Source organism: Sinomonas susongensis, assembly GCF_005877005.1.
Classification (GTDB): domain Bacteria; phylum Actinomycetota; class Actinomycetes; order Actinomycetales; family Micrococcaceae; genus Sinomonas; species Sinomonas susongensis.
On sequence record NZ_SSNH01000001.1, the window covers coordinates 516,617 to 531,730 of the forward strand.

13 protein-coding genes are annotated in these 15,114 nt (G+C 66.6%); 3 read left to right on the forward strand and 10 right to left on the reverse strand.

What is annotated here, in order from left to right; genetic code table 11:
• Positions 1–11 precede the first annotated feature (11 nt).
• Positions 12–1,250, forward strand: coding sequence for a sialidase family protein (locus tag E6A21_RS02375; protein ID WP_138442504.1), 1,239 nt, complete (start codon positions 12–14; stop codon positions 1,248–1,250).
• Between the two features lie 50 nt (positions 1,251–1,300).
• Here the strand turns inward: E6A21_RS02375 and pseI are convergent, their stop codons facing one another.
• The 5 genes from pseI to E6A21_RS02400 form a co-directional block, all read right to left on the reverse strand.
• A complete protein-coding gene (gene pseI, locus E6A21_RS02380; RefSeq protein ID WP_138442505.1) occupies positions 1,301–2,353 on the reverse strand; it encodes a pseudaminic acid synthase in 1,053 nt (350 codons plus the stop codon).
• Between the two features lie 21 nt (positions 2,354–2,374).
• The gene (locus tag E6A21_RS02385; protein ID WP_138442506.1) at positions 2,375–3,802 is read right to left on the reverse strand and encodes a lipopolysaccharide biosynthesis protein; all 1,428 of its coding nucleotides are present in this window, start codon (positions 3,800–3,802) and stop codon (positions 2,375–2,377) included.
• A complete protein-coding gene (locus E6A21_RS02390; protein WP_138442507.1) occupies positions 3,792–4,820 on the reverse strand; it encodes a hypothetical protein in 1,029 nt (342 codons plus the stop codon). The genes E6A21_RS02385 and E6A21_RS02390 overlap by 11 nt, the downstream gene beginning before the upstream one ends.
• 148 nt (positions 4,821–4,968) lie before the next feature.
• On the reverse strand, positions 4,969–6,297 hold the full coding sequence (locus tag E6A21_RS02395; protein WP_138442508.1) for a hypothetical protein: 1,329 nt from the start codon (positions 6,295–6,297) through the stop codon (positions 4,969–4,971).
• Positions 6,294–7,568, reverse strand: coding sequence for a lipopolysaccharide biosynthesis protein (locus E6A21_RS02400; protein ID WP_138442509.1), 1,275 nt, complete (start codon positions 7,566–7,568; stop codon positions 6,294–6,296). Before E6A21_RS02400 ends, E6A21_RS02395 begins: the two co-directional genes overlap by 4 nt.
• Positions 7,569–7,756: 188 nt before the next feature.
• Between E6A21_RS02400 and E6A21_RS02405 the strand changes: the two genes are divergently transcribed.
• Positions 7,757–8,665 carry a glycosyltransferase family 2 protein gene (locus E6A21_RS02405; RefSeq protein ID WP_171041226.1) on the forward strand — a complete coding sequence of 303 codons (909 nt, stop codon included), beginning with the start codon at positions 7,757–7,759 and terminating at the stop codon, positions 8,663–8,665.
• Positions 8,666–8,713: 48 nt separating this feature from the next.
• Here the strand turns inward: E6A21_RS02405 and E6A21_RS02410 are convergent, their stop codons facing one another.
• Complete coding sequence (locus E6A21_RS02410) at positions 8,714–10,516, reverse strand: glycosyltransferase (protein WP_342777837.1); 1,803 nt, start codon at positions 10,514–10,516, stop codon at positions 8,714–8,716.
• Positions 10,517–10,558: 42 nt separating this feature from the next.
• Between E6A21_RS02410 and E6A21_RS02415 the strand changes: the two genes are divergently transcribed.
• The gene (locus tag E6A21_RS02415; protein WP_138442512.1) at positions 10,559–11,443 is read left to right on the forward strand and encodes a glycosyltransferase family 2 protein; all 885 of its coding nucleotides are present in this window, start codon (positions 10,559–10,561) and stop codon (positions 11,441–11,443) included.
• Positions 11,444–11,562: 119 nt separating this feature from the next.
• Here E6A21_RS02415 and E6A21_RS02420 read toward each other — a convergent pair whose 3' ends face one another.
• The 4 genes from E6A21_RS02420 to rfbB are packed head-to-tail and all read right to left on the reverse strand — an operon-like array spanning position 11,563 to position 15,089.
• Positions 11,563–11,934, reverse strand: a complete 372-nt coding sequence (locus tag E6A21_RS02420) for a DUF2304 domain-containing protein (protein WP_138442513.1) — start codon at positions 11,932–11,934, stop codon at positions 11,563–11,565.
• A gap of 7 nt (positions 11,935–11,941) precedes the next feature.
• A complete protein-coding gene (locus E6A21_RS02425; RefSeq protein ID WP_138442687.1) occupies positions 11,942–12,634 on the reverse strand; it encodes a glycosyltransferase family 2 protein in 693 nt (230 codons plus the stop codon).
• A gap of 32 nt (positions 12,635–12,666) precedes the next feature.
• A complete protein-coding gene (locus E6A21_RS02430) occupies positions 12,667–14,085 on the reverse strand; it encodes a sugar nucleotide-binding protein (protein ID WP_138442688.1) in 1,419 nt (472 codons plus the stop codon).
• Between the two features lie 5 nt (positions 14,086–14,090).
• On the reverse strand, positions 14,091–15,089 hold the full coding sequence (rfbB, locus tag E6A21_RS02435) for a dTDP-glucose 4,6-dehydratase (protein WP_138442514.1): 999 nt from the start codon (positions 15,087–15,089) through the stop codon (positions 14,091–14,093).
• Positions 15,090–15,114 lie beyond the last annotated feature (25 nt).

Sequence of the window (15,114 nt, forward strand, 5' to 3'; positions counted from 1 at the left end):
CAAGGGAATCCATGTCGTATCGTCCCCGCCCCCGCCTGTCCCGCCGAGAGGTCCTCGCGCTCTCCGGAGCAGCCGCCCTCTTCGGGCTGACGGTGACATCATGTGGGACTCCCGAGGCACCGAAGGATCAGACCAAGGCCATTGCGCCGTCAGTCCGGGAGCCATCCTCGGTGACAGCCGACCTTTCGCTCCCGAAGTCGTTCGGCCACCCGGTCAAGATCGTCGAGGGGACAGACGACTACCTGATTCCCGCCCTCGTGGACGCCGTCAACGGAGACTATGTCCTCGCCTACCGAGCTGGCAGCGCGCACGCCTTCGCCTACGGCAGCGATCCGGGGAAGCTCTACGTGAGGCGTTCGACCGATGCGGGAGCCACCTTCGGCCCCTCCACGCTCATCGCCAGCCTTGCTGCCGAGGAGATCGACATCAGGGACCCCTTCCTCTACCGGGAGTCGGGAGCCGACCGGATCTGGCTGACCTACTTCACCGGCGCGCGAAGCCTCAACGGGGCGACCTGGATCACGTACAGCGACGATCACGGCGTGACGTGGGCTCCGCCGAAGGAGGTCCTTTCGTCCGGGCTCACGGCGGGAGGGCTTCGCCGGTCGCCCGATGGGCTCTGGCGCATGCCGGTGTACCGGAAGGTGGCGGGCTACTGGAGAGCCTCCCTCGTCACGGCGGAGAACCCGCTCGGGCCATGGTCGCCTCCGGTCGATGTTCTGGCCCCCCACAGCTCCGACGCGACGGAGTGGGACTTCGCCGAGGTCTCACCCTCGAACTGGGTCGCGGTGGTGCGCGGATCTGCACGGTCGAATGCTTACGTCACCCAGTCCAAGGACGGCGGACGGACCTGGGCAGCGCCGATCCAGCTTCCGAGCCCCGGACCCGGGCTGCGCTACGACGCTTGGCCCGCGCTGCGCATCGCTCATGACGGCCGAGTCCTCTGCTTCATCCGCGGTTCGGGCGGCGGGCAGAGGCTCGTGCAGCTCTTCGACCCGTCCAAGCCTCTCGTGGCATCCAACTGGAGCGAGCAGGACGGCGGCGGAGTCCTCGCAGCGAGCGTTCGCGGCACGTGCGGAAAGTTCCAGCCGTTTCGCCGGGGCACGACGTGGGTTGGCGCCTACTATTCCGAGACGGACGGGAAGCGTTCAGCCGAGATCGGAATCGGGGACTACGACGAGGCGAACCTGCGGCCCCGAAGCTCGGGCAACGTGGCGGCCGCCGCGCCGGCTGCGACGCCCGAGGGCTGAGGCGCTGGGGCCGCCGGAGGCCGGTCGACGTGCTGCCGATCGGTCGGCTGCTAGACCAGTTCCCAGGTGAGTGGCGTCCCGGCCTCGCACTCGACTCGGAAGGCACGCCCCATGACGGCTTCGTACTCCGCGGGCGCGAGGCCGCCTGCCGGGCGGATGGAGCGGACATTCTCGGGGGTGACGAGGTCCCCGGCGCGGACCGGCTTGACCACGTAGAGCGAGCGCCGCAGGCGCCGGCTCTCGTCCTCGCTGCTCGTCGGAGTGATCACGGGCGAACCGAGGGCCTCCCAGGCCGTCCGGCTCTCCGTCACGAGGGCCGCGAGTTCGTGTGGCTCCAGGGAGAAGTCGGAGTCCACCCCTCCGTCGGCCCTGCGCAGGGTCACGTGCTTTTCCACGACGCGCGCCCCGAGCGCGACAGCCGCGATGGCCGCACCGATCCCCATCGTGTGGTCCGAGAGGCCGACGTGGACCCCGAACGCGTCGCGCAGCACGGGGATCGTGCGGAGATTGGATTCCGACGGGGACGCCGGGTAGGACGACGTGCAGGCGAGGACGACGATCTGGTCGTTGCCCTCGTCACGGATGGTCCGCACGGCAGCGTCGATGTCGCTCAGCGAGGCGGCCCCGTTGGAGAGGATGACCGGCTTTCCGGTCCTGGCCACGCGGCGCAGCAGGGGCAGATCGCCGATTTCCAGCGATGCGATCTTGTACAGGGGAGCATCGAGGGACTCCAGAAGGTCGACCGCGGTCGCGTCGAAGGGGCTGGAGAAGGGGATGAGGCCCAGCTCCCTGGCACGCTCGAAGAGGGGAGCATGCCACTCCCAGGGAGTGTGGGCTTTGGTGTAGAGCTGGTAGAGGTTGCTGCCTCCCCAGAGCGGGTGGTCGGAGCTGATGCGGAATTCGGGCCGGTCGGAGTCGATCGTGATCGTATCCGCGGTGTAGGTCTGGAACTTGACCGCCTGCGCCCCGGAGGACGCCACCGCCTCGACGATCTCGAGCGCCCGCCCGAGGCTGCCGTTGTGGTTGCCCGAGACCTCGGCGATGATGAACGGCCGATGGTCCGAACCGATGTGATGGCCGGCGACGTCAATGGATGGCTGCATCGAGAAGGGCAATCCTTTGGATCATGGCGTCGGGGACGCCGGGTCGGTTGCAGACGATGCTAATCCGCGCCGCCGCACTGCCAAAAATGCGGTGCCCGCCAAAGCCAGTCCGACCACCAGGGTGATCGTTCCGACGAGGAGGGTCGTGGGAAGCAGGAGGTTGACAGCGATCGCCACGGCGACGAGTGCCAGTGCGCCCATGAACGAGCGCAATGCGATCGAGTGTGGAGCTTCTCGCAACGCGAGCACGGCGTACAGGGCGCCGAGCAGTGCAAAGACGAGCACTCGGACGGCGCCCAACTCCCAATATTGCGAGGACTGGGCGGGAAACCACGCCAAGCCGGCCGCGACAACGACGACCAGTGGCGTCGCCCACGCGAGGGCCTTGGTCCGACCCACGGCGAAGAGGGTCGACATGCCCACGAGGTAGAGGGCGTAGCCGACCGCGACTCCCGGGAGGACCTTCGCGAGTTGGGTCGCCTCGTGGTCGGGACCCTTGAGGATCAGCATCCCTATCGTGGCCGCTGCGGTGCCGCAGACCCCCAAGGCCGCGGCGAGGAGCGCGACCTCGCGGCCGACGGCACGGACGTTCGCCACGAGATTCGGCCCGTGGGCTGCCTCGAAGATCCGTGTTGTCCAGACGTTGTTGAGCCCCGCCAGGATCGCGAAGGGCCCGAGTGCGAACGCGGCAGCGGCGACGTAGCGTCCCACAGAGGAGGCGCCTTGGAAATTCTGGACCAGGAAGGTGTCGCCCTGGAGCAGGAGGACGATGGCAATGCTGTGCGGTAGCACCGGGAGTCCGAGCCGGAAGGCCGCGGCGACTGCGGGCCGCTGGCGCCACGGGAGCGATGGCCGAGTCAGGATGAGGGACACCACCGCAGTGGCCACCATGACGGCAGTGAACGAGGCCAGATAGACCGCCGCCGTACGGCCGAAGGCCAGGATCCCGACGAGGCCGCCCAGATGTGCCCCCAGTGATGCGCCGCCGCTCAGAAGGACGAAGGAGAGGGCCCGGTGCTGGCTTCGGAGCAGCGCCTGAGAACTCACGACAACGCTCAGGAAGCCCGTTGCAGCCAGGGCCCACGCGAAGGCTCCCGCGCCCTCCTTGTCAGGCGCGGCTGCGAGATATCCGAGGGCAGCGATGGCGGCGAGGCCGGTTCCCAGCATGATGTTCGCGCCGTGGATTGCGCGCGCCTTGGAAGGGCCCTCCGACTGTTCGAAGTAGGCGCGGCTGATCGCGAGGGGGAGGCCTGCGGACAGCACGACCTGTCCGATCTGGAGCAGGACGATCGAAACGCCGACGCGACCCCACTCGAGGGGGCTGAGGAGGCGGATGGAAAACGGCTGGACAACAAGCGCCCCGGTTCCCTGGAGGGCCGCGCCGAGGAGATAGTAGAGCGACTGCCGAGCGTTGCTCGGGCGCGTCCCCACTGCCGAGTCAGGCGCCATCGAGGGAGGGCGCGACAAGCGTGGTCGAGGCGGTTCGCGGCAGGACGCCCGGGAGATGCTCGAACGGGTTCTTGAAGAACTTGAACGGCGAGACCTCGACCTCGTTCACAAGCGGCCCCACCCTGCGTTCCCGAATCCCGAGGATCGCCTGGGCTTTGGCGAGCGGCGAGCGAAGCCAGTAGTCGACGAAGGGGCGAGGGTTTCGCCGGTCCCACCCGAGCGTGCGTCGCAGCTCCTCGGGCGACTGCAGATAGGCCTCGCCGAGCTCCTGTTCTGCGATCTTCCTCAGCTGGGCCGTGTTCGGCTCGTCTTCATAGAATTCGGGCCAGAGTTCGCGCAGGTACTCCTCTGAAGACGTCTCCTGAATGCCGGCGATCTGGAAGTGGGGGCCGTAGACCTGGACTGGGGTGTCTACGGCAGACGCATAAAGGAGCGCCGTCGCGAGCCGGTTCGAGACGACCTTCTTGGCGCTCATGACAAGCCACATGACGCGCGCGAGGAAAAGCGGGTCACGGCGCTCACCAGCAGTGGTCAGGATGTGGCCGGCGTCCTTCCATGCCTTCACGATCTCCGGCTTCTGCATGTCGTCGACGTGCATGCACACCACTGCCGGGCCTTCCCGCTCGAAGACCTCGCGCGCGAAGCCGGCCTGATCGCCGTCGACCTCAATGATGCGTGTCCCATGGAAGGGAAGGACGACGGCGTCGATCGTCCTTTCGGGCAGCGCCCCCGCAGCTTCGACTTGCCGTGCCAGGTACAGCGCCGCCGCCCCGATCGGGGTGGTGGAGAAGCCGGTTTCCATCCGCGACTCGCGCTCAGTCCAGCCACGGGAATCGTGGGACCAGACGAAGAGGCCACCGGAGGGTGCGGCGTGGGCGAGGTCGGCGAAGTGTGTGCGGAGGGGAGTGACGGGCGTCCATCCGTGCTGGTACAGCCCGTGGATGTGGCGGGGCGCGTGGAGCCCGGCGTGGCCGGCGAGGACAGCCGAATGTCCGTAGAAGTGATTCTGGATGTCCATCCGGCCTTACTGCTCCTTCAAGGTGCGACGCCGCTAGCGCGACCCTTCAAGGCTAGTGGATGCCCTCGGACGCTTCCTTCCAGATCGCCCTCTCACTGCGAGCTTCACAGGTGATGCACAACTGGTCGGCCTCGGGGTGGGGCTCCGGCTATCTCAGCATGCTGCAGGGAACCAGAACCTTGTCGGCGAACCAGCCCGTAGGTGCGATGGGAACTGCTTCGGTAGAGGCGCTTGGAGTGCTGCGGCACTCGGAGCGAGCCGTCTGGATCCCAGTGGACCACGTGGGTCCGTGGTCCCGGCCTACCGCCGCAGGGAAGAAATAGACTCCGAGGACGACGGCGAGTGCGGCGAGGATTGCCGCAACCCCGGCCCGGCCGGTCGGCACGGCGGCGACCGCGACGAGCGGCACGAGGGCCAGCAGGAACATGGACGGCACCACCGAGTAGCGCGACAGGAAGAAGCTCTGCCACTGCGCCGCATTGAACCGGGCGTAGTCGAAGTAGCTCTGGAAGTTCATATCCTGGGCTGCTGCCCACACGCCGATGGACGCCAGGACGAAAACGCAGGCCATGAGTCTCTGGGCAGCGCTGCCCTTCACGAGCACAGCAACGAACGCGCCAAGGAACGGCAAGGCCGCGAGCGCAACAGGAATCCACCCGAAACGGGTAACGCTCAGGATGATCTGCTGCGACGTGCCGTACACAATGGCCGAGCTGCTGTTGAGGAACCAGCCCTCTGCGACTGACCACCAATTGACCGGGGGCCCTGTGGGCGCGGTGCGGGGGAAGTGGAGGGTTGTCACGACCTGGCACACGACGCCGAGCAGAATCGCCAGCCGGGGCGGCCAGAAGGCCCGGTCCTTGAAACGGTAGAGGAACAGCGGGATGAACAGCGCCGTCTGGATTTCCGTGAGCGAGGCACCCAGTGCGACGGCGGTGAGCACCACGTTCTCGAGGACTGACCCGGGGCGTTTGATGAGGATCCAGGGCACTAGCCAGAGGAGGTACCAGTGGAGATTGGCAAAGTTGCCGAGGGTCTCCTGCGGTCCGACGGCCACGAGGACCGGAATTGCGGCCCACGCCAGGCGGACCGCTGGATTCTTCGCGAGCGCGCTCGAGCAGTGCCAGACGAGCGCTGCAACCACACCGACGGCGAGGCAGCTGAGCGTGGTGAGCGCGAGAGCGTAGGAGTCGGGCGGCAGGAACGTGACGATGAACCAGGCCGCAGTGCGCGGAATCACATGCAGATAGCCCTCGTAGGGGGCGAAGATCTGGCTGATGCCGCGATGTTGAAGTGCGCCGTTGAGGAAGATCCCGCCGTCCTCGGCCCACACCGTGTCCTGGGCTGTGGCCGGAAGGCGGAAGAGGGAGAGTGCGGTCCCCGCGACAGTGACGGCGACGAGGGCGGCCAGCGAGGGCCGGGGGAAGTATCCCCGCCGGAGGGACGCTCGCCGTGGGGCCGTTGAGGTAGCGGTCATCGTTCTTCTGCTGTCTCGTTTCCGACGGGAGGAGTCATCCTCTGAGGGGTGTTCCCGGCCTTCATTCGACGGCCGAGCGATGCGTACTGGTAGACGAGGACGGCGAGCTCAGAGATCGCCAGTGCCCAAGCGACTCCGACAGCGCCGTAGAGGGCCGCACCCAGCGCGATGAGCGGGATTCCGCTGAGCGCGCCGACCAGGGTGGACTGAGCCAAGGCCCGGGTCGCCCGCAGCTGGACGAGACAGGCGAGCCCGATCACCTGGGTCACCGCGACGGCCGCGAAGACGACGCCGAACGGAACCGAGAGGGGGAATCCGAAGCCGATCCGATGCGCCGAGAGGATGCCAGCCCCCCAAGGGCCCAGGACAGCGATGGCGAGCCCCCCGAGGAAGCCGATCACCGGCGTCATCCGCGCTGCCTGCCTGATCCTGTGACGGAGATTCTCGGGGCCGCCCTCCGGAAGCCAACCCTGGACGAGCTGGAGGAACGGCGCGAAGGCCGTGAGCGCGAACCGGAAGAGCTTGTCTCCCATTGCGTACAGGCTGAGGGATGCGGGGGCGACCGCGTTGATGATGAGCAGCGGCAGCGACACATACAGGCCGGCTGTTGCCGAGGTCGCGACGGCGTGCCGCTGGTGCGCAAGCCGTCTGAAGGCGGATCGCGGCGCGAGATCGAAGTGAAGCGGTTCCGGGCTCGACCGGAAGATGTGCCGCGCGGCGACGATGACGGCACCGAGGTTGAAGACCAGCTGCGTCGCGAGCACGGCTACAAGGTTGTGCGTCAGGATCATGACGACGACGCTCACGGCGACGCCGAGGGTCTGCGGGAATCCGTCGAGCCAGAAGAGGCGCGACGGCCGGGCCTCGCCGATGAAGTACCACGAGGCTCCGAGGAACGGCAGGAGGAAGGTGGCCGACCCGACCGCAACGAGGGCAAGGTGGTGCGGGTTGAGGATCCCCATGACGCAGAACATGACGGGGTAGACGATGAGCGCCAGATACGACCGGCTGACGAGGGAGTTGGCGTACTCCTGCGGTCGCTGCTCGGGCGGCAGTCCCGCGACCTCGGCCGCGCCGGTAGTTCCCCACCCGAACGAGACGCCTACGCCGAACAGGGTGGCGGCCGTCTGGAGTGCCGCCTGGATGCCCCACAGCTCGGGTCCGGCGCCGGCGATGATGATCGGAACCGCCACGAGGCCCACGAGGCTCGACAGCCCGGTTGTGAGCGCGAAGCTCACAAGCCTCTTGACCATCGACAACCGTGGGCCCAAGCCGACGACTCCTTCTCCTCAAGCATGCGCGCCAGCTCGACACGGCAAGAGCCCGCGGGGGCCTTCCCCAGTCTAGCCGCGTACCGACCACGACCCATGTGCCTTGGTAGTCTTGGACGCGTATCGCGGCCCGAGACGCGGGACCGAGCCAGGACGGGGATCGCACGTCCAGAATGAAAGGAAACCGGTTGACTGTCGCTGCCGTCGTCGTGTCGTACAACCGCAAGGACCTTCTCCGCAAGTGCCTCACAGCGATCGCCGGGCAGGTTCCCGCGCCCGACGAGATCATCCTTGTGGACAATGGTTCGACAGACGGAAGCCTCGAACTGGTGCGCGAGGAGTTCCCGCAGGTGACTCTCTTCGAGACTGGCGCCAACATCGGCGGTGCGGGCGGGTTTGCCTGGGGTGTCGAACTCGCTATCGCGAAGGGCCACGACTACGCGTGGCTGATGGACGACGACGCCGAGCCCGCCGAGAACAGTCTGGCGCCACTGCTCGAGGTGGTCGCGAAGGCCGATGTGCCTCCGGGCTTCCTCGCTTCGGCCGTCAAGGACGAGAGCGGCCGCGAACTCAACCCCGGCCATCTGCCCGCTGTTGATTCGAGCGCCGAGAAGCAGATGACGGCCCGGAGCATGGGGTGCATCGCCATTACACACGCCACCTTCGTGGGGGTCCTCGTCAACCTCCGTCTGGCCTCCACGATGCCGCTGCCGCATCGTGACTTCTTCATCTGGCTGGACGATGCCGAGTACACCCGGAGGCTTGCCAGAGCCGCAATCGGCCTCTTCGTTCCCGAGAGCGTGGTCAAGCACCCGGTGAAGGCCGCCAACCCCGACATGGCGGGGAGGCTCTTCTACTACGTTCGGAATCATCTGTGGCTCGCGAAGCTCGACACCGAAGCGCGCGGTCTCGTGCAGAGCGTTCCGGCGAAGGCCGCTCACCTGCTCATGTTCGCCCTTTCGGTCCTTCCTTCATCTCAGTCGAAGAAGGTGTGGGCCGGCGCGCTCGCCCGAGGACTGTGGCAGGGACTGACCAAGGCGCCACGCGATGTCATGCCCGGGGAGCTCCTCGCGGTAAGCGGGCGTCAGCTTCCCTGAGCCCCGGCTCAGTGCGCGAGCAGAGTCACCGTCCGTCGAGCCGCTTGCTCAGCTGACACGGGCGATAGCCCGCTCGGTCCGAGCAGGGATACGCCCTGACCGCCGTCCTGCGAAGTCGGCGATCCCATGGGCCATTGCGATCACGTTCGCGAGGCGACGCGGGCCAAATACAGTCCTGACTACGTGGCTTTGCAGCTCCATGTAGATTCGACGCGTCACCCAGCGGGGCTGGCTCAAGAGGTAGCGGCTCGCGAGGGTCAACGAGTTCCGAGTGATGTAGTAGACGCGGAACGGCGCGTGCTCGTAGACGAAGAGCTTCTTGTCGCCCAAGTGCGCGTGCCAGCCGAGGATCGTCATCGGCCGTGACTTTCCGAGCGAGTGGACGAGGTCGCAGCCTGAACCGACGGCGAGGTGGTATCCCGCGCTCCGTAGCCGGGCGTTGAATTCGGAGTCCACACAGTCGATGAAGAGGCCTTCTTCGAGGTAGCCGACCCGGTCGAACACTTCGCTCCGGTAGAGGGTCCCCGACTGCATGGGGTCGAAGATTTCCGTGAGCCCGCCGACGTCCATTGTGGGCAGTGGGGTCTTGTTGTGGCTTTCGGCGCATACCGCCCCGACCAGTTCGGGCAGAACGCCAGCACCTGCTGCCGATTCGAGAGCCTTGGAGACGTAGTCGACGGTCAGCCGCGAGTCCTGGTCCATCGTCATGATCCAGGCCGGATCCCATTCCTGCCGGGCACGCCGTATCCCTGCGTTCAGCGCGGCGGCGATGCCTGAGTTGCGTTCGAGGCGGATGACGACGGCGCCCAAGGCCTCCACCTTGTCCAGCACGCTGCTCACATCCTGTGGCGAGCCGTCGTCCACCACCACGACGTGTTCGACCTGACGGAGGAGGGAGTCGACGTGAGTCGGCAATGTGTCGTCGGGGTTGTAGGCAGACACCACTGCGGCGGTTTCCGTCCGATGGACGGCGGCGGCTGCTGCCGGAAGTGGCCTCCTGGAGGCGCGTGTCCGCGCGACAGCAACGGCGAGTTCGACGACGAACTGGCCCCGGGCCCGAAGAACCTTGCGGAGCGAACGCGGCTTCTTCGGGGTCAGGTTGTCATCGTGGAGTCGGTGCCGGACCGTGTCGACGGCCAGGTAGTTGATGCTCCGCCTGACGTTGGCGACGAGGGCGAGCCATTGGTCGTGCGATTCGGTCATGACCGCCGGAAACGGGAGCGCGTCATCGAGGAGGCTGCGCGATACGGCCATCGCCGAGCCCCAGTGGAGCCGATAGCCGATAAGGATGCCGAGCACGTTTCGGGCGTGCCTTGAGGAGAATCGCGGGTCGACGCGCAGCCGCTGGAAGTAGCCCGGAGTGCCGCCGAAATGCGCGCAGTTGCCCACGGCAGCGTCGGCATCGTCGAGTCCCGCGAGGAGTGCTTCGACGCGGCCGGGAATCCAGATGTCGTCCTGGTCCGAGAGCATGATGACGTCGCCGGTGCTGAGGCCCAGCGCCTTCTCGAAGTTTCGTACGTATCCCAGATTCTTCTCGTTGAAGACCACGCGGACCCGCGGGTCGTTCACCGACGCGAGGATCTCCCGCGTGCCATCCGTCGAGCCGTCGTCGACGATGATGACCTCATCGCCCTGTTCGAGTTCGGCGAGGATGGAATCGAGCTGCTCCTGGATGTGTTCCGCGCCGTTGTACGCGGCCATGCAGACACTGACACTCGGGCGAAATGGCATGGGGAGGCAGGTCTTCCTTAGCTGTTGTGGCAACTCGGTCATCATACCGGTGGAACTTCCGCCGACGGTGGTGGTCGTCCATACGGATATAGTGGAAGCGCTGTGGCACGCCGGTGTCATACGCCCTCGCCCGTGTTGCGCACCGAAAGGCCCCCGTCCACGATGACTTCAGTCGATGTGATGCTGCCCTACTACGGCGACGTCGAGCAGATGAAGCTCGCTGCCCGCAGCGTGATGAGCCAGCACTACCAGGACTGGAAGCTGCACGTCTTCGACGACGGGTACCCGAGCGACGAGCCGGCAGCGTTCTTCGCCGAGATCACCGATCCTCGGGTCTCTTACGAGAAGAATGACGCGAACCTCGGGGCCAACGGCAACTACCGCAAGGCGCTGGCAAGGGCCGAGGCACCCATCGTGGTCATCATGGGGGCCGACGATGTCATGCTCCCCAACTACCTCGACGTCGTGGTCCGCAACTTCGATGCCCACCCCGAGGCCGACGTCGTTCAGCCGGGCGTCCAGGTGATCGACGAGCTGGGGATTGCCCGGATGCCCCTCGCCGATGCGGTCAAATGGGCCTACGCGCCCAAGACGCGCGTGCCGCTCGTCCTGACGGGGGAGCGGATGGCCACGAGTCTCGTCCGCGCCGACTGGGCCTATTTCCCCTCGCTCGCCTGGAAGACCGAGACGATCCAGCGCATCGGCTTCACCCAGGGCCTCGACGTCGTCCAGGATCTGGCCCTTCTGCTCGACATCGCTGCCGAGGGAGGAACGATGGTCTTCGACCCCGAGCTCGCGTTCCTGTACCGCCGCCACTCGGCGTCCGATTCCTCGGTCCGGGCGCTGGACGGGCGGCGCTTCGACGAGGAGCGCAGGTTCTTCGAGAGCCAGGCGGAGCGGTTCCAGGAGCTCGGCTGGACTTCGGCGGCACGGGCCGCCTCCAATCACTTCACGAGTCGGATGAATGCCGGGTCGCTCGTTCTGAAGTCGCTCGCAAAGCGCAAGACCGACTCGTTGCCGAGGCTGATCAGGCACATCCTGAGCTGACCCCCACGGGGACCAAGCCGGACCCCGGCCCGGGAGAGCCCCCGGCAGGCTTTCACAGAGGAACGACGGCGGCCGCGCACTTCGCGCGGCCGCCGTCGTCGTGTGAAGAGCCTTGTAGGTCAGGGCATCGGGTGGGATTGCGGGTCGATCGGGAGCTGTTCCTGGACATCCCGGAGGTCGGCTCGGAGAATCGCGACCTCTTCCGCGAGGGCGCGGATTTCGTCCTCGCTCGCGGACACTTCGCGCGAGAGATGCAGACTCACCCCCATGAGCAGGATCACCGCGATTGCGAAGAGCAGGTTCGACGGGACCTGGACGCCGGCGAGGCGGGCTGCCCAGATCAACAGGTCGGGGAATGCCGCCAGAAGCAGGCTCGCGAGGCCGATGACGATCCAGAGGACCGCATACTTCTCGCGGATCTTCTGTCGCCGGAGCATTTCGATGACGAAGAGCAGCACCGCGACGACAAACAGGACAGCAAGGACGGTCATGGTTCTCCTAGTCGCCGACGGGCGACGACTTCTTCCGGGTGAGGGCGAAGACGAGGGCGAGCCCAGAACGGACGAGGTAGACCGCGGCCTTCAGCGGATGGTGGCTCGGGGTGCCGCCCTGACGGGGGCGCATGTTGACGGGGACCTGCGCGACCTTGCAGCCGGACCGGACGGCCACCACGAGCGAGTCGATCGTGTCGCCCAGATACTCTGCAGGGTAGTGGGCGACGTACTGCCGGATGGCCCGTCGGTTCGCCGCGCGGAAGCCCGAGGTGACATCGGTGAGCCGTGTTCCCGAGATCTTCGACAGGACGCCGCCGAGGACGACCATGGCCCACTTCCGCGGGCCTTTCACCTCGTACTCGGCCCGGTCTTCGAACCGCGAGCCGATCACGATGTCTGCCTCCGAGAGCCCCTCGAGCACGCGCTTGATCTCACGGGGATCGTGCTGGCCGTCGGCGTCGACCTGGATAGCCTGGTCGTAGCCGTGCAGGAGCGCGTACTTGAAGCCCGTCCTCATCGCCCCGCCGACGCCCATGTTGAACGGGAGACGGATCACTCGTGCCCCCGCCTCGGCCGCGATGCGGGCTGTGCCGTCTGTCGAGCCGTCGTCGACGACCAGGACGTCGCAGGGCGGTGCGTAGGCGAGGACTTCCCGCACTGTCGAGGCGACTGACTCCGCCTCGTTCCATGCGGGCATGATGACAAGGGTCTTGGCGCGGGGCCGCGGCGTCACGGCGCGGCCACCTCCTGCCCGAGATAGTCCTCAAGACGGGACTGGCTGGACGGAGCCTCGAAGCCGGTTTCCCGCAGCTTGGAGAGGTCGAGGACGCTGTTCGCGGGCCTGGGCGCCGCCTCCTTGCCCTTGAAGTATTCCTCGGAGGAGACTCCTGTGACGTCCGCGCCGTCGTGCCCTGTGAACGTGTAGACGGACCGGGCGACATCCGCCCACGACTGCGCGTCGCCGTCGTTCGTCAGGTTGTAGACCCCGAACGGCGCATTGCTCTCGAGGAGGTGCCGGATCCCCGCCGCGATGTCCGTGGTGAAGGACAGCCGGCCGACCTGGTCATCCACCACGGACGGCTTGACGCCCTTCGCGGCGAGGTTGGCCATGGTGCGGACGAAGTTCCCGCCCTCGCCGATGACCCACGACGTCCGGACGATGTAGTGGGACGGGACGACCGACACGATGGCGTCGCCAGCGGCCTTCGTCTGCCCGTAGACGCCGAGCGGGGAGAACTGCTCGTCCTCCGAGTGGAGATCCGACGTGCCGTCGAAAACGTAGTCGCTCGAGACGTGGACGAGGGTGAGCCGGTGCTCGATGGCGACTCGCGCAAGCTGGGCGACGGCGCTCACGTTGATGGCCCAGGCCGCCCGACGTCCCTCTGCGGTCTCTGCCTTGTCCACCGCGGTGTAGGCAGCTGCGTTGATGATGGTCGAGTAGTTCTTCCAGTTCCGACCGGAGTAGGAGGCTGGATCGGTCAGGTCGAACTCATGGCGACCCGCGAACTCGACGTTGCGGTCGCCGTCGTACGCCGCACGGAGGGCGCGCCCGAGCTGGCCTTCAGCACCGAGCACGAGGGTCCTGCGGGGCGCCATCGGAGTCACATCCGCGAGGCGCGGGTGCGCGCGGTCCTTGTCGGACAGCTCCGCCTGCTCGAGGGGGATGGGCCACGGAATGGCGACGGTCTCGTCGGCGAGGTTGAGGAACGTGTACTGGCTCTGCGCGTCGGCGGACCAGTGGTCGTTCACGAGGTAGGTGTAGGCGGTGCCGTCCTCGAGCGTCTGGAACGCGTTGCCCACGCCCCGAGGAATGAAGATCGCCTTCGAGGGATCGAGTTCGGCAGTGAAGACGGCGCCGAAGCTCGGGCCCTCGCGGAGGTCTACCCAGGCGCCGAAGATCCGCCCGGTCGCAACGGAGACGTACTTGTCCCAGGGCTCCGCGTGGATTCCCCGCGTCGTTCCGGCCTTCTCGTTGAAGGAGATGTTGTTCTGGACGGGACCGAAGTCGGGCAGCCCGAGGGCGCGCATCTTCTCCCGCTGCCAGTTCTCCTTGAACCAGCCCCGGTTGTCCCCGTGCACTGGCAGGTCGTAGAGGACGACGCCGGGAATGGGCGTCTCGTGCGCCGCGAGCGGCTTGGAGAACTCGATGCCGGTCACTGCCCCTGCTCCTTGTACTTCGCTTCGGTCTCGGCCTTCTGCGGACGCCACCAGGCATCGTTGTCGCGGTACCACTGCACCGTCGCCTCCACCCCGGCTTCGAAATCCTGGTACTGGGGCTGCCAGCCCAGCTCCTTGCGGAGCTTAGTCGAGTCGATCGCATAGCGCAGGTCGTGGCCCGGCCGATCGATGACGTGGTCGTACGCGTCCGCGGGCTGCCCCATGGCCTTGAGGATGAGCTCGACGACCGACTTGTTGTCCTTCTCCCCGTCCGCACCGATGAGGTAGGTCTCGCCGATCCGGCCCTTCTCGAGGATCGTCAGGACCGCCGAGGAATGGTCGTCCGCGTGGATCCAGTCACGCACGTTCTCGCCCTTGCCGTACAGCTTGGGCCGGATGCCGTCGATGACGTTGGTGATCTGGCGGGGAATGAACTTCTCCACGTGCTGGTACGGGCCGTAGTTGTTCGAGCAGTTGCTGATCGTTGCCTGCAGGCCGAAGGAGCGCACCCACGCACGCACGAGGAGGTCGGAACCCGCCTTCGTCGACGAGTAGGGGCTCGACGGGTTGTAGGGGGTCTGTTCGGTGAAGCGGGCCGGGTCGTCGAGCTCCAGATCGCCGTAGACCTCGTCCGTGGAAATGTGATGGAAGCGCGTACCGTGCCTCCGCGCCGCCTCGATCAGCGTGTAGGTGCCGATGATGTTCGTGTCCAGGAACGGCCGCGGGTCGTGGAGCGAGTTGTCGTTGTGGCTCTCGGCCGCATAGTGGACGACGGCGTCAGCCGAGCTGACGAGTTCGTCGACCAGGGCGGCGTCCGCGATGTCCCCCTTGATGAAGCGGAATCGCTGGCCGGGTAGGCCCTTGAGGGATTCGAGATTGCCCGCGTAGGTCAGCTTGTCCAGGACCGTGACGTGGTGGTCCGTGTGGCTCAGGACATAGTGGACGAAGTTCGAGCCGATGAACCCGGCGCCGCCGGTGACTAGGAGTCGCTGCATACGTTCTAAAATACCGGATTTGGCA